Origin of the sequence: Photobacterium profundum, assembly GCF_003026285.1 — a bacterium.
GTDB classification, from domain to species: Bacteria; Pseudomonadota; Gammaproteobacteria; order Enterobacterales; family Vibrionaceae; genus Photobacterium; species Photobacterium profundum.
In genome coordinates, this window is sequence record NZ_PYOD01000022.1 from 57749 (window position 1) to 77939 (window position 20191).

Below are 20191 nucleotides of genomic sequence, written 5' to 3' on the forward strand. Positions count from 1 at the left end.
TAAAGCGAGAGTAACTCAATGTCCAACAATTACGATTCATCAAGCATTAAAGTGCTTAAAGGCCTTGATGCCGTACGTAAGCGCCCAGGGATGTATATTGGCGATACTGATGACGGTACTGGTTTGCACCATATGGTGTTTGAGGTCGTCGATAACTCTATCGATGAAGCTCTTGCTGGTCACTGTGAAGACATTATTATCACAATCCACGAGGATAACTCTGTTTCTGTCAGTGATGACGGACGTGGTATTCCAACCGATATTCATGAAGAAGAAGGTGTATCTGCCGCTGAAGTAATCATGACGGTACTGCACGCGGGTGGTAAATTTGATGATAACTCATACAAAGTCTCTGGCGGCCTACACGGTGTAGGTGTCTCTGTTGTGAATGCGCTATCTGAAAAGGTAGAGCTAACAATTTATCGTCACGGTTCAATTCATCACCAAATTTACCATCACGGTGTGCCAGATAAGCCACTTGAAGCGATCGGTGAGACAGACAAGACCGGTACGCGTATTCGTTTCTGGCCAAGTGAAGATACATTTACCAATGTTGTTTTCCACTATGAAATTTTGGCTAAGCGTCTTCGCGAGTTATCGTTCCTTAACTCTGGCGTATCTATTCGCTTGATTGACGAGCGTGAAGAAGGCAAGCAAGACCACTTCATGTATGAAGGTGGTATCAAGGCGTTTGTTGAACACTTGAACCGCAACAAAACACCAATTCACTCGAAAGTGTTCCATTTTGACTTTGAACGTGAAGATGGCATTTCGGTTGAAGTTGCTATGCAGTGGAATGATGGTTTCCAAGAAGGCATCTATTGTTTCACTAACAACATCCCACAGCGTGATGGTGGCAGTCACTTAGCGGGTTTCCGTGGCGCGTTAACGCGTACGTTAAATACGTTTATGGATAAAGAAGGCTATTCTAAAAAAGAAAAGACTTCGACATCTGGTGATGATGCGCGTGAAGGTCTAACGGCTGTTGTTTCCGTTAAAGTACCTGATCCTAAGTTTTCAAGCCAAACTAAAGACAAACTGGTATCAAGCGAAGTGAAACCTGCTGTTGAATCAGCAATGAATGAAAAACTGAGTGAATTCTTATTAGAGAATCCATCAGACGCGAAAATTGTTTGTAGTAAAATTATTGATGCATCTCGTGCACGTGAAGCTGCGCGTAAAGCACGTGAAATGACACGTCGTAAAGGTGCGCTTGATCTTGCTGGTTTGCCGGGTAAATTGGCAGACTGCCAAGAAAAAGATCCTGCACTATCTGAATTATACATAGTGGAAGGGGACTCTGCTGGCGGTTCAGCTAAGCAGGGGCGTAACCGTAAAAATCAGGCAATCTTACCGCTTAAAGGTAAAATCCTTAACGTTGAAAAAGCACGTTTTGATAAGATGCTGTCTTCTCAAGAAGTGGCAACACTGATTACCGCAATGGGTTGTGGTATCGGACGTGATGAATATAACCCAGACAAATTGCGTTACCACAACATCATCATCATGACTGATGCCGATGTCGATGGTTCTCACATCCGTACGCTGTTATTGACATTCTTCTACCGTCAAATGCCAGAGCTGATTGAACGTGGTCACATCTATATTGCTCAGCCACCACTTTACAAAGTGAAGAAAGGTAAGCAAGAGCAATACATAAAAGATGATGAAGACATGGATCAATACCAAGTGTCTCTAGCATTAGATAACGCATCATTGTTTGCAACTGAAGGTGCACCAGCTATTACTGGCTTAGCACTAGAAGAATTAGTAAAGCAATATAATGCAGGCATGAAGCTGATTGAGCGCATGAGTCGTCGTTATCCATTACTGATGTTAAATGAGTTTGCATACCAACCTCGTCTTTCTATCGATATGCTAAGTGATGAAACAGCAATCGAAGCGTGGGCTACACCATTAGTTGCAGCGTTGAATGAAAAGCAATCTGGTGAAAGCCAATACAGCTTTGCTATTCAGCGTGATGAAGAAAACAATGTTTCCTTACCGCAAGTGATTGTACGTACACACGGCGTTGAATACGATTACACGCTAAGCTATGACCTTTTAAATTCAAGAGAGTACAGCAAGTTAGCTGATCTTTCTGAAGCGCTAAATGGCCTATTAGAAGACAATGCTTACGTGCAACGTGGTGAGCGTAAACTATCGGTTTCAAGCTTTAAAGAAGGCTTAGATTGGTTGATTAAAGAGTCTCGTCGTGGTGTATACCTTCAGCGTTACAAAGGTCTGGGTGAGATGAACCCTGAACAACTGTGGGAAACGACAATGGATCCTGAATCTCGTCGTATGCTACAAGTAACGATTAACGATGCCGTTGCAGCTGATGAGTTGTTCACCACACTAATGGGTGACCAAGTAGAACCTCGTCGTAACTTCATTGAAGAAAACGCACTGAAAGTGGCGAATCTAGACGTGTAGAACGTTCGGTTTTAGCCTCGTAATAGTGTAAAACGCCACTTTTAGAGTGGCGTTTTTATTACTTAAAATTCAATTAGTTATGTTTTTGTTGTGAGTTTTTAGTTTTTTACCCTTGGAAAATACCTTTCTTCCCCTTATATCTATTGATGAAGAGCAAGACGCCTCAAGTAGGGTTATGTGCTTGGTTTGTCCTTATGGAAAATCACTTCATTACTTATATTATTTATATTGCTTCATTAGAAGGATAGGTATTATGCGCAACGTAGATTTCACTCCTCTTTATCGTTCAGCTATTGGCTTTGATCGTTTATTCAATCAAATGGAAAAAAATGTGAGTAACGCAAATACTGGTTACCCGCCATATAACATTGAGCAACAAGATGATAATCACTACCGTATAACAATGGCTGTTGCAGGCTTTGCTGAAGAACAACTCGATATTACACAGCAACAGAATAAACTGATTGTGCGCGGTATTCGCGAAGGTGAAAAAGAAGAACGCCAGTATTTATATCAAGGTATTGCTGAACGTGATTTTGAGCGTAAGTTCCAGCTCGCTGATTATGTCAAAGTTATCGATGCACAAATGGTGAATGGTTTACTTCATATTGATCTGGAACGAGAAATCCCAGAAGAGCAGCAACCAAGAAAAATTGCCATTAATGGTCGTCGTATCGTTGAGGATGAATAAAGGCTAAGTCACTTTATTCATAAAAGAGTAGTGAAGGTCAGCTTATGCTGACCTTTTTTGTATTTATCGCTTTGGCTTACAAGCTGACCAGCCATTGTTAAAAAATCTGCTATCAGTGTTTCATGTGAAACATTGCGAAAGGAAATCGTTGAGCTTTAATAAAAAATAGGCGGTATTGCTATCACCCATTCTTGATTAATTAGCCTTCAGCATACGCCTTGGCAACTTCTTCAGCGATAACTGCAATGCCTTTTTGCATATCTTCGCTACTTTGAACATAGTTCATTCGCAAGCATTCATGACCGTGTTGCCAGTCATCATCTAAGCCAATAAAAAAGTATTCGCCTGGAACAATTAATACTCCACGTACTTTTAAGCGACGATAGAGTTCCATTGTCGTAATCGGTAACCCTTTAAACCATAACCATAAGAACATCGCGCCTTCGGGTTTATGAATACGAAAACGTGGGTCTGTAATCGCAGTTTGTAATAGCTTTACCGCATCCTGTGATTTTTGTAAGTAAAAAGGTTTGATAACTTTTTCACTTAACGTAAGTAAATCATTTCTCTCCATCATCTTATTGATGATGGCCGGACCAACGCTCCCTGGTGCTAAACTGAGTACGCCATTCATATTGGTTATTGCTGTAGTGATTTCTTCACTCGCTATTACAATGCCACAGCGAACGCCCGGTAAACCCAATTTTGAAAGGCTCATACATAGAATGGTATTCTCATTCCAGAAAGGGGTAACATCAGCAAAAATAATATCAGGAAACGGTATGCCATAAGCATTATCAATGATTAATGGAATCTTGTGTTCTTGAGCCAGCTGATCTAAATGGTGAACCTCTTCATCGGTGAGTACATTACCAGTTGGATTCGTTGGGCGAGAGGCGCAAATAACCCCGATACTGCTATCGACTTTTAACTCTTTAAAGTCGATGTGGTATTTGAATTGACCGTTATCCAGTAAGGTGATCTCTGGATGATAAGAAATAAACATATCATCGCTTAATCCTGAATCGCCGTAGCCAATATATTCAGGTGCTAACGGGAGTAATACTTTTTTCTTGCTGCCGTCTGGAAACTCCCCAGCCAGCAAATTGAAAAGGTTAAAGAATGCACTCTGGCTACCGTTTGTTAGCGCAATATTTTTCGCGCTAATATCCCAGCCATACGTGTCACGGAGCAAATCGGCGAGGGCAGTGATGAAGGTATTTTTCCCTTGGGGTCCATCATAATTTGTCATTGCCGCTGCGAGTTCACCCGTACTAACCATCTCTTTGGCTATATCGTTAAAGTAATCCACCATGAAGGGAATTTGTGCGGGATTGCCGCCACCTAGCATGATTGCGTCTGGATTTCTTAAGCCATCATTCAAGTCATCCATCAATTGAGTGATACCTGAATAACGAGCGAACTTATCTCCGAATGTAGAAAACTCCATGTGTACTACCGACCTTAGTGTATTGTTCTAATCATTATTTGTTAAATAAGTGTATAAGTTGTATTCACATTTCAACATACATGATTGTACTGCAGAGGGAAAGAACAAGAGGCAACCAATTTTTCTGGTCTGATGTTTCATGTGAAACAATGGGTTTTATATTTAAATCACTTAGGTTTGCTGAATTTCTGATGGTTATATTTCACTTTAATGCTGTTTCACGTGAAACACAGACATAAAAAAACCCCACACTAAAGTGTAGGGTTTATATTCTTTTTGCGGCGAGTTATTTCTGAACTAAAGAAATATCTGCAACTTTTAAGAATTCGTTACGTAAAAGGTTAAGCATCGTTAGACGATTCACTTTTAGCTTTTCGTCATCAGCCATAACCATTACGTTATCGAAGAATGCGTCTACAGGTTCACGTAGCGTTGCTAGCTCAGATAGGGCTTGTTGGTAGTTACCTTCGGCAAATACTGGCGCAAGCGCTGCAATCATCGCTTCTACTTTTTCAGCTAATGCTTTTTCGGCATTTTCAATCAGTAGTGAGCTATCTACGGCCAATGGCAATTCGCCATCAAACTTAGCCAAGATATTACCAACACGTTTATTGGCTGCGGCTAATGATTCTGCTGCATCTAATGAACGGAAGTGGCTCACGGCTTTAACACGCTTATCGAAATCAGCTGGCTGTGTTGGGCGTAATGCTAATACTGCTAGAATTACGTCGACACTATGCCCCTCATCTTGATACCAAGCGCGGAAGCGACCTAGCATAAAGTCGATAACGTCATCTTCCACGTTAGTATTTGTCAGCTTGTCACCAAACTGAGCGCGTGCCTTCGCGATAAGATCAACTAAGTCTAGGTTGTAACCTTTCTCTACGATGATGCGTAGCACACCGAGTGCTGCACGGCGTAGGGCGAATGGGTCGCTACCTTTTGGTGCTTGACCAATACCGAAGATACCTACTAGCGTATCAATCTTATCTGCCATCGCGACAGCCGCTGAAACACCAGTACTTGGTAACTCGTCACCTGCAAAGCGTGGCATGTACTGTTCATATAACGCTAATGCTACATCTTCAGCTTCACCATCATGGCGAGCGTAATGCATACCCATCACACCTTGGGTATCGGTAAACTCGAATACCATTGATGTCATTAGGTCACATTTGGCTAATAGGCCAGCGCGTTTAGCATTCGTTACATCTGCATCGATTTTCTCTGCAATGTAACCAGCAAGCTCAGTAATACGATCGGTCTTATCTTTAATTGTACCAAGTTGCTTTTGGAAGATAGCCGTTTCTAGTTCAGGAAGGCGATCAACCAATGGGCGTTTACGGTCTGTTTTAAAGAAGAATTCAGCATCCGCTAGGCGAGGGCGAACAACCTTTTCATTACCTTCGATGATCTGACGTGGGTCTTTCGACTCAATGTTTGTCACGAAAATAAACTTAGGTATTAGGTTGCCTTCAGCATCGTAAACCGGGAAGTACTTCTGGTCACCTTTCATGGTGTAAACCAGTGCTTCAGACGGTACGTTTAGGAAGTTTTCTTCAAATGATGCTGTTAATACAACAGGCCATTCAACTAAAGATGTGACTTCTTCAACTAGCTCATCTTCAAGATCAGCAATGCCACCCACTTCCAGTGCCGCTTTCTTAGCACCTTCAAGAATGATTGCCTTACGTGCTTCGTAATTTGCCATTACTTTGCCACGTTCTTCAAGAATAGCAGGGTACTGATCTGCATTATCAATCGTAAATTCAGCTTCACCCATGAAACGGTGACCACGAATGATGCGTGCAGAGTCAGCACCAAGAATATTGCCTTCGATGAGTTCGTCACCTAACAGCATGGTTAGGGTTTTAACTGGGCGAATAAACTGTATTTCGTTGTTACCCCAACGCATAGGCTTAGGGATCGGCAATTTAGCTAATGCTGCTGCAGCAAGACCACTGAGTAGTTCTTGAGCTGGTTTACCTTTCACTTCTTGCTTGTACAGTAACCATTCGCCTTTCTCTGTTTTCAGAGTATCAGCTTGCTCGACAGTAATACCATTACCACGTGCCCAGCCTTGAGCGGCTTTCGTTGGGTTACCTTCTGCATCAAAAGCGGCAGAGATAGCAGGTCCACGTTTTTCAACGACGCTATCAGCTTGGCCTGTAGCCAGTGCTGTTACTTTAAGCGCTAAACGACGAGGCGTTGCAAACCACTCGATACCTTGGTGTACAAGTGCGGCTGCTTTTAACTCTGCTTCAAAGTTTGATGAAAATGCTTCAGCAAGTGTGCGAAGAGCTTTCGGTGGTAGCTCTTCAGTTCCTAATTCGATAAGGAAATTTCTTTCAGTCATGCGACGTCCTTACTTATCTTTTTTGCACATCGGGAAGCCAAGCGCTTCACGAGATGCGTAGTAAGCTTCAGCAACTTGTTTAGTCAGGTTGCGAATACGTAAGATGTAACGCTGACGCTCGGTAACCGAGATCGCTTTACGTGCATCAAGCAAGTTAAACGCATGACCTGCTTTTAGAATACGTTCGTAGGCAGGAAGTGATAACGGAGTCTCTAGCGCTAATAGTTCCTTACATTCTTTCTCGCACTGGTCGAAGAAAGTGAATAAGAAATCTACGTCTGCGTGTTCAAAGTTATACGTTGATTGCTCAACTTCATTTTGGTGAAATATATCGCCATAGGTTACTTTACCTAGTGGGCCATCAGTCCAAACTAAGTCGTAAACTGAGTCAACGTTTTGGATGTACATTGCTAAACGTTCGATACCGTAAGTGATTTCACCTGTTACAGGCTTACACTCAATACCACCAACCTGCTGGAAGTAAGTAAACTGTGTTACTTCCATACCGTTGAGCCACACTTCCCAGCCAAGACCCCAGGCTCCCAATGTTGGGTTTTCCCAGTTATCTTCAACGAAGCGGATGTCATGTACTTGAGTATCAACACCCAGTACTTCAAGTGAGCCAAGGTATAGTTCCTGAATATTGTCAGGAGAGGGCTTTAGCATTACTTGGAACTGGTAGTAGTGCTGTAGGCGGTTTGGATTTTCGCCGTAACGGCCATCAGTTGGACGGCGTGATGGTTGTACATATGCTGCTGCAATTGGCTCTGGACCTAAAGCGCGAAGACATGTCATTGGGTGAGAAGTACCAGCACCAACTTCCATGTCTAGAGGTTGAACTATTGTACAACCCTGCTTGCCCCAGTAATCCTGCAGTGCGAGGATCATACCCTGAAAGGTTTTAATATCGTAATTCTGCATTGTGAACTTCGCGAGATTAGTGGATGAAAAGTAATAATCCAGTATACCTTGCATGGCTTTTACCGAGTAGGGTTAGTGTGTGTTTTTTATTCGTCTTTGGCTATTTTGCGGGACTATTTTTTTAAACATCGATGTGTTTATATCTCCACTGTGTATTTTTGACATTATCTTGATGTGTAAAAAATCAGCGTTCATTATAATAGAAGCAGTTTCTGGCTCATTATCTTTAAAATAATGGGTGAGTGGTAGTGATTAGACATCGATCATAAATCGAGAGTATGGAATAAAAATGGTGAAGGCAATGGATTTTTCAATGGTATCCAATCAAAGATTATCAAAGAATAACGTTTCTAATAAGTGGGTACGTACCGCGGTATTTGCAGTGATGACTTCTGTTGTTGCTACCGGCTGTACAACAGTAAACCCTTACACACGTGAAGAGCAGACTGCAAAATCAACCAGTGGGGCACTGATCGGTGCTATCTCTGGTGCTGCTATTGGTGTTGCGTCTTCAAGTAAAAGTGACCGTGGTAAAGGTGCATTAATTGGGGCTGCATCAGGTGCTGCACTTGGTGGTGGTATTGGTTATTACATGGACGTACAGGAAACCAAATTACGTCAGCAATTAGAATCAACGGGTATTAGCGTTACCCGTGATGGCGATAATATTGTATTAAATATGCCGAACGAAATTACATTTGGTATTGATCAGTCAGATCTAAGTTCACGCGCTGTTGCCGCGTTAAAGAATGTTGCTCTTGTCGCGAAAGAGTACGACAAGACGCTTATTAATGTTTACGGCTTCACTGATAGCACTGGCTCTGCATCGTATAATCAACGTTTATCGCAGGTTCGCGCAAGTGAAGTGAGTAGTAACTTGATGCGTGGTGGTGTTGCGGCTAATCGTGTTATTACCAAAGGTATGGGGGAAGCAAAGCCAATTGCCTCCAATAAAACTGAGCAAGGCCGTGCTGAAAATCGCCGTGTAGAAATCGTGTTAAGTCCGCTTTCTTAATCTCGATGTTTTTTCTGGTTACCAACTGTTAGCTTAACGGTTGGTAATCTTCTTGCCTTAATCTTCTCTTTTATTCTTGTATCCTTTTATCTCTCTCGTTATTATGCCGTTTCCTTTGGGGAGTAGCCTCTCGATCATCGAGATAATCGTCAACATACTTGAAGCAAAATCTTCATGGCGATTATGACTCACACTAATCCTACTTTAGTGAGTTTGGCGAGACCATTGGTAAACCAGCATGAACCGGGGTGGGGCATGTACGTTTACCTGTGGTTTTTATAAATAACCCTCGCCCCCAAGAGCATGTCGTGAGCGTATTAGCTGTATCCATTACTACTGTTGCCTTAGCTGAAATTGGCGATAAAACCCAACTATTATCTCTACTGTTAGCGAGTCGCTATCGTAAACCTGTACCCATTATTCTGGCTATTTTCCTGGCGACGATTGCTAATCACGCACTGGCTGCTTGGCTGGGTGTCGTTGTTGCCGACTATCTCACTCCTGATGTATTGAAATGGACACTCGTGGTGAGCTTTGTGGTGATGGCGGGTTGGATACTAATCCCCGACAAACTGGATGATGACGAGAATATTTCTAACCGTGGTCCATTTGTTGCGAGCTTTATTGCTTTTTTTATTGCTGAAATCGGGGATAAAACTCAAGTCGCAACAACTATGCTTGGGGCTAAATACAGTGATGCATTACTGCTTGTCGTACTCGGAACAACGATAGGTATGCTATTGGCGAATGTGCCAGTGGTGTTGATTGGTAAGCTGTCGGCAGACAAAATGCCGTTAGCTTTGATCCGTAAAGTAACAGCAACCTTGTTTGCTGGCCTTGCGTTGGCTGCTGCATTCGGTTTGTAGCGATTGATGTTTCACGTGAAACACATCGTCATCACGTTAACTACCAGATAACATGACCTTTTTGTGAATTGTGATACTGATTGCTGTGTGGGAAAAAGCGCCATGATACAGTGATATCACTAGCATGGTGTTTAGTAGGAGGAAGGTATGAACCGGTTTCTCGCTATATCTCCACAGAGTCAGTTTTGGTTATTTAACTTAGCACTTATTCTTAATATTTTAGGAATGGTATTAACGGATATGTGGCTACCAATGGTAGTGGGTTCCATTGTGACGACCTATCTATCGGTCGATGCGCTTGTTCGGTTACGTTATGTGATCCCGATGAAAAAAGAGATCCGTGACTTGCGACATGAACTAGCAATAGCACGCAAAGAAGCAAAAGAAAGCTACGAGTAGGCGATGGTCGTCAGATTTTAAAGACTAAAAAGGCAGCTCTTAGAGCTGCCTTTTTTAATTTGAACCTTTACGGATTAGAAAACGATATGGGAGGGTTTCGGTATCGGCGGCAACAAGAGTGTGATCCATAAAGCGACAAAAACTAGGAATGTCTCTTGTGGTGGATGGATCATCTGCAAGTATCAGTAATGTCTCGCCTTCTTCCATTCTCCTGACTGTTTTACGTACCATCATTACAGGTTCTGGACAGCGTAATCCTTGTGCTTCCAAATTATGTGTTGGGTTTTCAAATAATGCTGTCATAACGATTTCATTCCGGCTTCGAAGGCTTGATCATACTTATGGATAAGAATTAATCAATAAGGGTTGGCAAATCAGAATAAATTGTGTAACTTATTTAACAGGTATTTAACATTTCTTCTGAAGGATTAGGAGGTATCAAATGCTGACACAGATTGATCGATTAACTATTTATTGTGTGCTGTGCTTTATAACTTTTTGCTCTCTCGTTTTACGCAGCCCTAATGATATGAGTATTTTTGCGCTTGGTGGTCTAATTGCCGCCGCGATCGGACTTTGGTTCGAATTAACCAATTCACCAGAACTTGAAGAGGAAGAAGGTTAACTTTTATCTCTTACACTATACATCTACTACACTCCCCCTAGTTTTCTTGGGCTTCCCCGCTTTTTTGCGGGATTTTTTTTATCTGTCCCGTCATAATCTAATTGTCTTGGTAACAGTGCTGTTATCGCTAAGTAAGTGAAGCTTGATATGGAATTAGAAGAAGTCTACCGCCGTGATTTAAATCTATTGGTGGCATTGAAGGTATTACTTGATGAGTGCAGTGTCAGCCGAGCAGCTGTGCGATTGAACTTGAGTCAATCGGCGATGAGTCGAGTTTTAGGTCGCCTACGTGATTTGTTGGCTGATCCGCTATTTACTCGACAAGGGCAGCATTTGATTCCGACACAACGTGCATTAGAAATAAATGAATCATTAAATGATCCCTTGGAAGCACTGCGTATTTTACTTACACCAAGTGGCTTTCGACCTGAGTTATGCGATCAACGGTTTGTTATCGCGACTACCGATTATGCGATGCAAACCATTTTACCTTTTGCCTTACCGCGCATTTATGAAGAAGCCCCAAATATCTCATTGAAGTTTGAGCCGTTGCAGCATGATCATTTACTTACTCAGCTCACAACAGACGGGTGCGATATGGCAATATGTCGCCCAACCAGTATCGATACCTCACTATGTCGAGATCATCTTGGTTTAGTGAGTGTTTTTTGCATGCTTTCAAGAAACCACCCAATGGCTGATAAAGATCTTACCCTTGATGATTATCTGTCGTTTCCTCATGCAATGATTGCGATAAGCGACGGGGTGAAATCGTTAATTGATGAAGCATTGCGTGGTTACCCCGAGCGGAAAATGGCCTTACGTGCATCGCATTTAGAAGCCGCCCTAGCCATAGTGGATAAGATGCCACTGATCATTACGGTGCCTGCTGATTTAGCGTATTTAGTTGCAGACAGATATGACTTGGTTGTGAAGCCGTTACCCTTTGAGTTTGAACCGTTTAATTATTCACTACTATGGCATCCTCGCTGTGAACACTCTGCTTCTCAGGTGTGGTTGCGGAATCTGATAAAAGAAGAATGCAGTCGCCTTATTGGTCAGCGCATTCGCGATATGGGACTAGCATGAGTATTCTATGACGATGATTAGTTTTCTTTTGTATCAATAAAAAAAGGGCCAGCATAAGCTGGCCAAGGTAGTCTTACTTTTTTCTGATTTGTTGCTTGGCTTTGTCTGAATAAGCCAGTATTAACCGTGGTACTGTTTATAGTTTAATAACGACCCGACCCGTTACCTGGCCGTTGGTGATGTCTTCTGCACACTCGGCTACTTCTTCTAAACTTACTTCGCGACAAGCTTGTTGATAGTAGCTTGCTGGCAATAGTTCAGTCAGTTTCTTCCACGCTTGCTGGCGTTTTTCAAATGGGCAAGATACAGAGTCAACACCTTGTAGTCTTACATTTCGTAGAATAAATGGCATAACAGTTGTAGGTAGATCAAAACCACCGGCTAGGCCGCACGCAGCAACAGCTCCGTTATAATCCATTTGCGCTAGTACTTTGGCGAGTACTTTACTGCCAACAGTATCAACAGCGCCTGCCCATAGTTGTTTTTCTAGTGGGCGAGCAGGTTCTTCAAACTCGCTGCGTTCAATAATGCGGCTTGCACCAAGCTCTTTCAGCAATGGACCGTTTACTTCGTTTCGTCCAGTAACTGCTGCTACTTGATAGCCAAGTTGAGCGAGTAGAGTTACAGCAACAGAGCCCACACCACCACTTGCACCCGTGACGACAACTTCACCCGACTCAGGTGTTACGCCAGCGTCAATAAGTGCTTGTACACATAGCATTGATGTTAGACCAGCAGTACCAATCATCATTGCTTGTTTACCATCAAGATTTTCAGGTAGTGGTACTAACCAATCAGCGTTAAGGCGAGCTTTTTCTGCCATGCCGCCCCAATGTCCTTCACCAACTCCCCAGCCAGTAAGCACAACAGCATCACCAACCTGGTAACGATTATCGCTAGATTCGAGTACTCGACCTGTTAAATCGATACCTGGAACCATTGGGAATTGACGAACAATTCGGCCTTTGCCAGTAATCGCTAGACCATCTTTGTAGTTTAATGAAGAGTAATCTACATCGATTAATACATCACCTTCAGGCAGCTCAGATTCATCAACTTGACGAATGCCTGCAATAGTTTTTTTCTCTTCTTGATCAAGAACAAGTGCCTTAAACATAGGTGTGCTCCGAGTATTAATGAAAGGGGGCGTTGAATATGTGCAGAGTGTAGCTTTGATATAACTATGAATGAAATGAAACATTATCATTTTATACATGCTTTTTTTGCATAGACTGGTATCGATGATTAAATCTGTGTGTTTTCTCTTCGTAAAAAAGCCCGTGTCGTCACGGGCTTTGTTGATTTATTGCTGTTTATGTCGAGTTACACGCGTTCAAATACCGTCGCGATTCCTTGGCCTAAACCAATACACATTGTAGCTAAGCCAAACTGAACATCATGATGTTCCATTTGGTTGATCAATGTTGTTGAAATACGTGAACCTGAACAACCAAGCGGGTGACCAAGCGCAATTGCGCCACCATTTAGGTTCACCTTCTCGTCAATTTTGTCGAGTAATCCGAGGTCTTTCGCACATGGAAGCGATTGTGCTGCAAAGGCTTCATTCAGTTCAACCATGCCAATGTCATCAATACTCAGGCCTGCTCGTTTTAGGGCTTTTTGAGTAGCAGGAACAGGTCCGTATCCCATGATAGAAGGATCGCAGCCAGCAACCGCCATTGACTTAATACGTGCGCGAATAGTTAGCCCTAATTCTTTAGCGCGGTGTTCACTCATCACCAGCATTGCAGATGCACCATCCGATAGCGCTGATGAAGTGCCAGCTGTAACTGTACCGTTTACCGGATCAAATACAGGTCGTAGATTGGATAGCCCTTCAACGGTTGTTTCTGGACGAATCACTTCATCGTAGTCGTAAAGTTTTAGGACGCCATTTTCATCATGGCCTTCGAGCGGCAATATCTCGTTTTTAAAGCGACCTTCAATGGTTGCTGCATGTGCGCGATGGTGTGAGCGTGCGGCAAACTCATCTTGCATCTGACGGCTAATACCATGCATACGACCCAGCATTTCAGCTGTGAGCCCCATCATGCCTGCTGCTTTCGCAACAGATTTTGACATGCCAGGGTGGAAATCAACACCATGGTTCATCGGCACGTGGCCCATGTGTTCTACACCACCGATGATGCAGGTTTCAGCGTCACCAACCATTATGGTGCGTGTTGCATCATGCAGTGCTTGCATTGATGAACCACATAAACGGTTAACCGTTGTTGCAGCCACAGTGTGTGGAATGCCAGCCAGAAGTGATGCATTACGTGCAACGTTAAAGCCTTGCTCTAATGTTTGTTGAACACAGCCCCAGTAAATATCTTCAATTGAATTGGGATCTAACTGCGGGTTACGACTGATTAACCCTTTCATTAGATGAGCAGATAAATCTTCAGCACGCACATTTCGAAATGCACCCGCTTTAGAACGTCCCATTGGGGTACGGATACAGTCAACAATTACTACGTTATTCATTTTAAATCCCTCGTCCTTAAGCGTTTACTTGCTGTGTGTAGTAACTTTCACCTTTAGCCGCCTTTTCTCGCAGGCCGGTAGGTACTTCATAAACGGCACCAAGGTGAGCAAACTTATCCGCCATGGCAACATATTCAGCCAAGCCTAATGTGTCGATATAGCGGAATACACCACCACGGAATGGAGGGAAGCCTAAACCATAAACGAGTGCCATATCAGCTTCTGCTGGTGTGGCAATAATGCCTTCTTCTAAACAACGAACAACTTCATTGATCATTGGTATCATCATACGCGCGATAATATCATCGCTGGTAAAGTCTGTTGTTGTACCTAAAACAGGGGCAAGTAAGTCTGCTACAGCAGGATCAACATTCTTCTTCGGCTTGCCTCGGCGATCTACCGAATAGGCAAAGAAGCCGTTCCCATTTTTCTGACCAAAACGTTGTTGCTCAAACATTACATCAACAGCATCTTTGTAATTTTTACTCATTCGCTCAGGGAAACCTTCAGCCATTACTGCTTGCGCATGGTGGGCGGTATCAATGCCAACCACATCGAGCAAGTAAGCGGGACCCATTGGCCAGCCGAATTGCTTCTCCATCACTTTATCGACTTGGGTAAAGTCAGCACCGTCGCGTAACAGTAAGCTAAAGCCGGCAAAGTATGGGAATAGCACTCGGTTTACAAAGAATCCAGGGCAGTCATTGACAACAATCGGCGATTTACCCATTTTGGCAGCGTAAGCGACAATGCGTGAAATTGTTTCTTCTGAAGTGTGTTCACCACGGATAATTTCGACGAGAGGCATACGATGGACGGGGTTAAAGAAGTGCATGCCACAGAAATTTTCAGGACGCTTTAGGGATTGTGCCAATAAATTAATAGGGATCGTTGAGGTGTTAGAAGCGATAACCGTTGTATCTGAAACATTACTTTCAACTTCAGCTAAAACTGCCGCTTTGATTTTCGGATTTTCAACAACCGCTTCTACGACAACATCGGCATCTTCTGCCCCCGCGTAATGTAGACTAGGGGTGATCCCTGATAATACTTTTGCCATCTTAACGCCATCAATACGACCACGCTCAAGTTGCTTATTCAGTAATTTTGCTGCTTCCGCCATTCCTAAATCAAGTGACGGTACAGCTATGTCCTTCATTAATACTGGTACACCTTTTAAAGCTGATTGGTAGGCAATACCGCCACCCATAATACCGGCGCCCAATACAACCCCTTTCTTGGTTGGTTGTCCTTCTTTCGCTGCTTTTTTTGCTTTGCCTTTGATGTATTGATCATTAAGGAAAATCCCAACCAAGGATTGGGCGACATCTGTTTTGGCTAACGTGATGAAGTGCTTATTTTCAACGACCAGTGCTTCATCACGAGACATCCGTGCAGCGGCTTCAATGGTAATAACTGCGGTCATTGGGGCTGGGTAGTGTTTTCCCGCCACTTGAGCCACCATTGCTTTTGCCATTGTAAAGCTCATTGTTGCTTCAATTTTATTGAGCGTTAAGGGCGCTTTCTTTTGTTCACGACGCTTTTGCCAGTCAAGTTTTCCAGCTATCGCGTCTTTTATCATGGATAACGCAGCATCTTTTAAAGCTGGTGGTGCAACAACTGCATCCACAAGTCCAAGTTTTAGTGCATCTTGGGCTTTTTTATCTTTACCTGCCGTGATGATCTCCATCGCAGAATCAGCACCTAAAAGGCGAGGTAAACGAACCGTTCCTCCAAATCCGGGCATAATTCCAAGGCGAGTCTCCGGTAAACCAATACGCGCAGTGGTATCTGCTAAACGGAAATCTGTGGCGAGAACACACTCACAACCGCCACCTAGTGCATGCCCATTAATTGCCGATAATGTCGGCACAGGCAGATCTTCCAGCTTATTAAAGATATCGTTGGCACGGGTTAGCCATTGCGATAACTCTTCTGCTGGTTTGGCAAATAAACCGAGAAACTCTGTGATATCGGCACCGACAATAAAGGCATCTTTATCTGATGTAACTAACAAGCCTTTTAAATCGGGTTGTTGATAAAGAGCATTTAATGCTTCGTTAAGGCACTCTAAGGTTTTTAGATCGAATTTATTTACAGCACCTGGAGCGTTGAGATTGAGTTCCGCAATGCCATCATCCAGATAACGAACGGATAGGGTTTCACCTTGGTAAATCATGTTCTATCTCCGTGAATTCTGATTCTATGCCAGATTAGACTTAACTGGTTTGACCTGTTTGTAGGTTAAATATTAGTCTGGACTTGTTAAGAAACTATTTCAACACTTATTTAAAACAATTGTTTAACTTTTTGTTGCGCTGTTCGTCACATAATGTTTGGTGGGAGATTTTTTTATTGGTAATTAATGGGTTGCTAAAGTTTCTCTACTTTTAGTATGAATTTTATGACTCGTGAAATGTTATGGTTGTGTTACTTGTCGATGGCTGTATGTATCGGCTCGTTTTAGGTCTTACTAATGTGAGGTGGGTGGTAATCTGTGATGTTGTTACTTCTGACTAATAATACTTTCATCTATATATAGAGGCGATATTTTCATTCCTATGCTTTTTTATGTTGTTTCTATGAATTGCCCTGTTGTGGGAAGGCAGATTTGAATTTGTTGTGGTACGTGTTGTGGTATCCTGCGCGATTATTTATCTGATTTTGTTTGTGGCTTTTGAATGGCAGTATTTGAACCCTATTTAGTACCAGCAGCAGATGCTGGTTTTGAAGAAGAGATTAAAAAGAGTCGTTTCATTACGTATCTAGCACATACACCTAGTATTGAAGCTGCAAAGGCATTTGTTCAACAGATAAAAACTAAGCATAGCGATGCTCGACATAATTGCTGGGCTTTTGTTGCTGGTCGTCCTTCAGATTCGATGATGTGGGGCTTTAGTGATGACGGTGAACCGTCAGGTACTGCTGGTAAACCAATACTGGCACAATTAACAGGTTGCGGTGTGGGCGAAATAACAGCCGTTGTCACTCGTTATTCTGGCGGTATCAAGCTTGGAACTGGTGGGTTGGTAAAAGCATACGGTGGTGGCGTTCAACAAGCCTTAACTGTGTTGCAAACCAAAGAAAAGATAATAACCTCAGAACTCAGCTTGAGCTGTGAGTATAATCAAGTGTCATTGGTCGAAACGTTGCTGACTGAATATTCGGGTGTACAACTTCATGCCGATTATGGACATCAAGTTGATATGATACTTGAACTTGATAATCGTGATGTTGAAGTATTCAGTGCCAAGCTTAAGAATCGTAGTGGTGGGCGCATTATCCCAACTTCAGATTTAGACAAATAACCACATTAAGGATGAGAGCCACTAAAGGCCATGCAATTTCGATCTATAATTAGAATCGTCGGGCTGTTGCTCGCGTTATTCAGTGTCACTATGCTTGCTCCTGCTCTGGTAGCGTTTATTTATCGAGATGGTGCAGGTTTCCCATTTGTTGTCACTTTCTTTCTGCTATTTACCGGTGGGGCTTTTCTATGGCTACCGAATAGACATCACCGACATGAATTGAAAGCGCGTGATGGCTTTCTGATAGTCGTGCTGTTCTGGACCGTAATCGGTAGTGCTGGTGCTGTACCTTTTATATTATCTAAAACGCCTGATCTCTCCATAACTGATTCTTTCTTTGAATCCTTCTCTGCCCTGACGACAACGGGCGCAACCGTGATTGTTGGGTTAGATGATTTACCTAAAGCCGTCCTTTTTTATCGTCAGCTTTTACAATGGTTCGGCGGGATGGGAATCATCGTATTAGCTGTGGCTATTTTACCCGTTTTGGGTATCGGTGGTATGCAGCTTTATCGGGCTGAAATTCCAGGTCCCGTGAAAGATAGCAAAATGACCCCGCGTATTGCTGAAACGGCAAAAGCCCTTTGGTATATCTACCTTGCCTTAACGATAAGTTGTGCCGCCGCATTTTGGATGGCGGGAATGAGTGTTTTTGATGCCATTGCTCATAGCTTTTCGACGGTAGCGATTGGTGGTTTCTCGACACATGATGCCAGCATGGGGTATTTCAATAGCCCAACTATTAATATGATCACCGTGGTTTTCTTGCTTATCTCTGCGTGTAATTTTTCACTACACTTTGCGGCCTTCGCAAATGGCGGTATCCATTTACGAACTTATTGGCGAGATCCTGAGTTTAGAGCTTTCTTCGGAGCTCAATTTATATTGTTTGCGATTTGCTTTGCGATGTTATTACAGCATCACTCTTATGATTCTTATTACGATGCTTTTGATCAGGCGCTATTTCAAACTGTATCGATATCAACAACTGCAGGCTTTACCACGACGGGATTCTCAGATTGGCCTTTGTTTTTGCCTGTTTTGTTATTGTTTTCTTCTTTTGTTGGTGGCTGTGCTGGTTCAACCGGCGGTGGAATGAAAGTAATTCGTATGTTGTTACTTTTCTTGCAAGGTGTACGTGAACTTAAGCGCCTTATTCACCCTCGTGCTATTTATACAATCAAAGTGGGCAATAAAGCGTTACCTCAACGAGTGGTTGATGCTGTGTGGGGGTTCTTTTCTGCTTATGCATTAGTTTTTGTTGTCTGTATGTTGGCTTTGATTGCTACCGGAATTGATGAGCTAACGGCATTTTCAGCAGTAGCTGCAACATTGAATAATCTGGGACCTGGCTTAGGCGAGGTTGCGGTACATTTTGGTGATATTAATTCATCGGCTAAGTGGGTGTTAATTATTTCTATGCTATTTGGTCGCTTAGAAGTCTTTACCCTGCTGGTTCTATTTACGCCAACTTTCTGGCGAAACTAAGGAGAGACTGTGGAAAAGGTTTTATTTCTTCATTCCAGTACTGATGGTCAAACAATTAAAATTTTTAAGCACATTGAAGAACAACTTGGCAATGAGTATCAATGTGAGGTTATGGATCTCCATCAGTCTCCCAATATCGATTTTTCTCTTTATGATCGTATCTTGATTGGGGCGGCTGTTCGTTATGGCCATTTAAATAAAAAGCTATACCAATTCATCGATCAAAATCGAAAGCAGCTTGATGAATCAAAAGTTGGATTCTTTTGTGTAAACCTTACAGCACGTAAAGAAGGGAAGAACACCCCTGAAACTAGTGCGTATATGAAGAAGTTTCTTTTAAAGTCACCATGGGTACCTAAATTACAGGCTGTTTTTGCTGGCGCGCTGCGTTATCCAAGCTATAACTTTTTTGATCGCACCATGATAAAGCTAATAATGAAGCTTACGGGGGGAGAAACGGATACATCAAAAGAAGTGGAATATACCAATTGGGAAAAAGTGTCTGAGTTTTCGGTTGAGTTTAAACACTTCTAAGCTGAGGCAATAAGCTGTTTGATCGCTTTTTGTTCGTAATGGCTCTTTTGAGTGGAATTATAGAGATAAGGCTTGCTTCGATCGGTTATCTCCCTATAATACCACCTCACCGATACGGAGAGCAGCTTCTAATAAGGAGTTAGCGACGAAACGGTATCGCGGAAATTTAAAACGAAATGAGTTGAAAATAGTGTTTGACACTTCAGTTTAATTCGCTAGAATGACCGTCCACTTCAAGAAAAGAGCGAAAGGCTTAAAAGCATCACTTTTTATTTGAAGTATTGTTCTTTAACAATTTGACCATGCAATCTGTGTGGGCACTCGTGAAATTTTAAGTCGAAAGATTTATCAATGAACTGAGTGACCTTAATCATCGCAAGATGACACAGTCAATTTATACTTCATTTCTTCGCAAGAAGAATGAAACAAGAATATCAGTAAAAATCATTGAGCCGGTCGAAAGACCAACAAAACTTTAATTGAAGAGTTTGATCATGGCTCAGATTGAACGCTGGCGGCAGGCCTA

At 42.6% G+C, this 20191-nt stretch carries 17 protein-coding genes and 1 riboswitch; of the genes, 10 read left to right on the top strand and 7 right to left on the bottom strand.

The genetic code is table 11. The features are described 5' to 3' along the window. The first annotated feature begins 18 nt into the window (after positions 1–18). Both gyrB and ibpA read left to right on the top strand, forming a co-directional pair. Positions 19–2436: a DNA topoisomerase (ATP-hydrolyzing) subunit B gene (gyrB, locus tag C9J48_RS25475; protein WP_006233342.1), complete on the top strand. Its 2418-nt coding sequence runs from the start codon at positions 19–21 to the stop codon at positions 2434–2436. A gap of 253 nt (positions 2437–2689) precedes the next feature. Beyond that, on the top strand, positions 2690–3127 hold the full coding sequence (ibpA, locus tag C9J48_RS25480; protein WP_006233341.1) for a small heat shock chaperone IbpA: 438 nt from the start codon (positions 2690–2692) through the stop codon (positions 3125–3127). A 199-nt stretch (positions 3128–3326) separates the two neighbouring features. Here the strand turns inward: ibpA and C9J48_RS25485 are convergent, their stop codons facing one another. From C9J48_RS25485 to glyQ, 3 genes are all read right to left on the bottom strand, one after another. Then, positions 3327–4577, bottom strand: coding sequence for a valine--pyruvate transaminase (locus C9J48_RS25485; RefSeq protein ID WP_006233340.1), 1251 nt, complete (start codon positions 4575–4577; stop codon positions 3327–3329). 286 nt (positions 4578–4863) lie between these two features. Continuing rightward, positions 4864–6933, bottom strand: a complete 2070-nt coding sequence (gene glyS / locus C9J48_RS25490; protein ID WP_006233339.1) for a glycine--tRNA ligase subunit beta — start codon at positions 6931–6933, stop codon at positions 4864–4866. Positions 6934–6942: 9 nt separating this feature from the next. After that, on the bottom strand, positions 6943–7854 hold the full coding sequence (gene glyQ, locus C9J48_RS25495) for a glycine--tRNA ligase subunit alpha (protein ID WP_006233338.1): 912 nt from the start codon (positions 7852–7854) through the stop codon (positions 6943–6945). A 289-nt stretch (positions 7855–8143) separates the two neighbouring features. On the opposite strand from glyQ, the gene C9J48_RS25500 reads away from it, so the two are divergent. The 3 genes from C9J48_RS25500 (at position 8144) to C9J48_RS25510 (ending at position 10134) form a co-directional block, all read left to right on the top strand. Further along, entirely contained in the window at positions 8144–8869 is a 726-nt protein-coding gene (locus tag C9J48_RS25500) for a YiaD family glycine zipper/OmpA-like lipoprotein (RefSeq protein ID WP_006233337.1), read from the top strand. Between the two features lie 112 nt (positions 8870–8981). Then, a riboswitch (yybP-ykoY riboswitch) is annotated at positions 8982–9084 on the top strand. 93 nt (positions 9085–9177) lie between these two features. Further along, entirely contained in the window at positions 9178–9735 is a 558-nt protein-coding gene (locus C9J48_RS25505) for a TMEM165/GDT1 family protein (RefSeq protein ID WP_036804326.1), read from the top strand. Between the two features lie 147 nt (positions 9736–9882). Further along, entirely contained in the window at positions 9883–10134 is a 252-nt protein-coding gene (locus tag C9J48_RS25510) for a hypothetical protein (protein ID WP_006233335.1), read from the top strand. A 54-nt stretch (positions 10135–10188) separates the two neighbouring features. Here the strand turns inward: C9J48_RS25510 and tusA are convergent, their stop codons facing one another. Continuing rightward, the gene (gene tusA, locus C9J48_RS25515; protein ID WP_006233334.1) at positions 10189–10437 is read right to left on the bottom strand and encodes a sulfurtransferase TusA; all 249 of its coding nucleotides are present in this window, start codon (positions 10435–10437) and stop codon (positions 10189–10191) included. Between the two features lie 139 nt (positions 10438–10576). Here tusA and C9J48_RS25520 point away from each other — a divergent pair, with 139 nt between their 5' ends. Together C9J48_RS25520 and C9J48_RS25525 are read left to right on the top strand one after the other, a co-directional pair. After that, the gene (locus C9J48_RS25520; protein WP_006233333.1) at positions 10577–10759 is read left to right on the top strand and encodes a hypothetical protein; all 183 of its coding nucleotides are present in this window, start codon (positions 10577–10579) and stop codon (positions 10757–10759) included. A 147-nt stretch (positions 10760–10906) separates the two neighbouring features. After that, on the top strand, positions 10907–11848 hold the full coding sequence (locus tag C9J48_RS25525) for a LysR family transcriptional regulator (RefSeq protein ID WP_006233332.1): 942 nt from the start codon (positions 10907–10909) through the stop codon (positions 11846–11848). Positions 11849–11984: 136 nt separating this feature from the next. Here C9J48_RS25525 and acuI read toward each other — a convergent pair whose 3' ends face one another. The 3 genes from acuI to fadB all read right to left on the bottom strand — a co-directional run bounded on the left by acuI (position 11985) and on the right by fadB (position 16514). Beyond that, positions 11985–12965: an acrylyl-CoA reductase (NADPH) gene (gene acuI, locus C9J48_RS25530; protein WP_006233331.1), complete on the bottom strand. Its 981-nt coding sequence runs from the start codon at positions 12963–12965 to the stop codon at positions 11985–11987. A gap of 206 nt (positions 12966–13171) precedes the next feature. Further along, complete coding sequence (fadA, locus tag C9J48_RS25535) at positions 13172–14335, bottom strand: acetyl-CoA C-acyltransferase FadA (protein ID WP_006233329.1); 1164 nt, start codon at positions 14333–14335, stop codon at positions 13172–13174. Positions 14336–14351: 16 nt separating this feature from the next. Continuing rightward, a complete protein-coding gene (gene fadB / locus C9J48_RS25540; protein ID WP_006233328.1) occupies positions 14352–16514 on the bottom strand; it encodes a fatty acid oxidation complex subunit alpha FadB in 2163 nt (720 codons plus the stop codon). Between the two features lie 502 nt (positions 16515–17016). Between fadB and C9J48_RS25545 the strand changes: the two genes are divergently transcribed. The 3 genes from C9J48_RS25545 to hemG are packed head-to-tail and all read left to right on the top strand — an operon-like array spanning position 17017 to position 19665. Beyond that, on the top strand, positions 17017–17643 hold the full coding sequence (locus tag C9J48_RS25545; RefSeq protein WP_006233327.1) for a YigZ family protein: 627 nt from the start codon (positions 17017–17019) through the stop codon (positions 17641–17643). A 30-nt stretch (positions 17644–17673) separates the two neighbouring features. Continuing rightward, on the top strand, positions 17674–19131 hold the full coding sequence (locus C9J48_RS25550) for a TrkH family potassium uptake protein (RefSeq protein ID WP_006233326.1): 1458 nt from the start codon (positions 17674–17676) through the stop codon (positions 19129–19131). A 9-nt stretch (positions 19132–19140) separates the two neighbouring features. Continuing rightward, positions 19141–19665, top strand: coding sequence for a menaquinone-dependent protoporphyrinogen IX dehydrogenase (hemG, locus tag C9J48_RS25555; RefSeq protein ID WP_006233325.1), 525 nt, complete (start codon positions 19141–19143; stop codon positions 19663–19665). The last annotated feature ends 526 nt before the right edge of the window (positions 19666–20191 follow it).

Coding starts and splice junctions, on each gene's coding strand:
- C9J48_RS25500 (WP_006233337.1), top strand. CDS start 8,144: ATGGTGAAGGCAATGGATTTTTCAATGGTATCCAATCAAAGATTATCA.
- glyQ (WP_006233338.1), bottom strand. CDS start 7,854: ATGCAGAATTACGATATTAAAACCTTTCAGGGTATGATCCTCGCACTG.
- C9J48_RS25485 (WP_006233340.1), bottom strand. CDS start 4,577: ATGGAGTTTTCTACATTCGGAGATAAGTTCGCTCGTTATTCAGGTATC.
- C9J48_RS25510 (WP_006233335.1), top strand. CDS start 9,883: ATGAACCGGTTTCTCGCTATATCTCCACAGAGTCAGTTTTGGTTATTT.
- C9J48_RS25545 (WP_006233327.1), top strand. CDS start 17,017: ATGGCAGTATTTGAACCCTATTTAGTACCAGCAGCAGATGCTGGTTTT.
- gyrB (WP_006233342.1), top strand. CDS start 19: ATGTCCAACAATTACGATTCATCAAGCATTAAAGTGCTTAAAGGCCTT.
- C9J48_RS25520 (WP_006233333.1), top strand. CDS start 10,577: ATGCTGACACAGATTGATCGATTAACTATTTATTGTGTGCTGTGCTTT.
- tusA (WP_006233334.1), bottom strand. CDS start 10,437: ATGACAGCATTATTTGAAAACCCAACACATAATTTGGAAGCACAAGGA.
- fadA (WP_006233329.1), bottom strand. CDS start 14,335: ATGAATAACGTAGTAATTGTTGACTGTATCCGTACCCCAATGGGACGT.
- acuI (WP_006233331.1), bottom strand. CDS start 12,965: ATGTTTAAGGCACTTGTTCTTGATCAAGAAGAGAAAAAAACTATTGCA.
- glyS (WP_006233339.1), bottom strand. CDS start 6,933: ATGACTGAAAGAAATTTCCTTATCGAATTAGGAACTGAAGAGCTACCA.
- fadB (WP_006233328.1), bottom strand. CDS start 16,514: ATGATTTACCAAGGTGAAACCCTATCCGTTCGTTATCTGGATGATGGC.
- ibpA (WP_006233341.1), top strand. CDS start 2,690: ATGCGCAACGTAGATTTCACTCCTCTTTATCGTTCAGCTATTGGCTTT.
- C9J48_RS25525 (WP_006233332.1), top strand. CDS start 10,907: ATGGAATTAGAAGAAGTCTACCGCCGTGATTTAAATCTATTGGTGGCA.
- C9J48_RS25550 (WP_006233326.1), top strand. CDS start 17,674: ATGCAATTTCGATCTATAATTAGAATCGTCGGGCTGTTGCTCGCGTTA.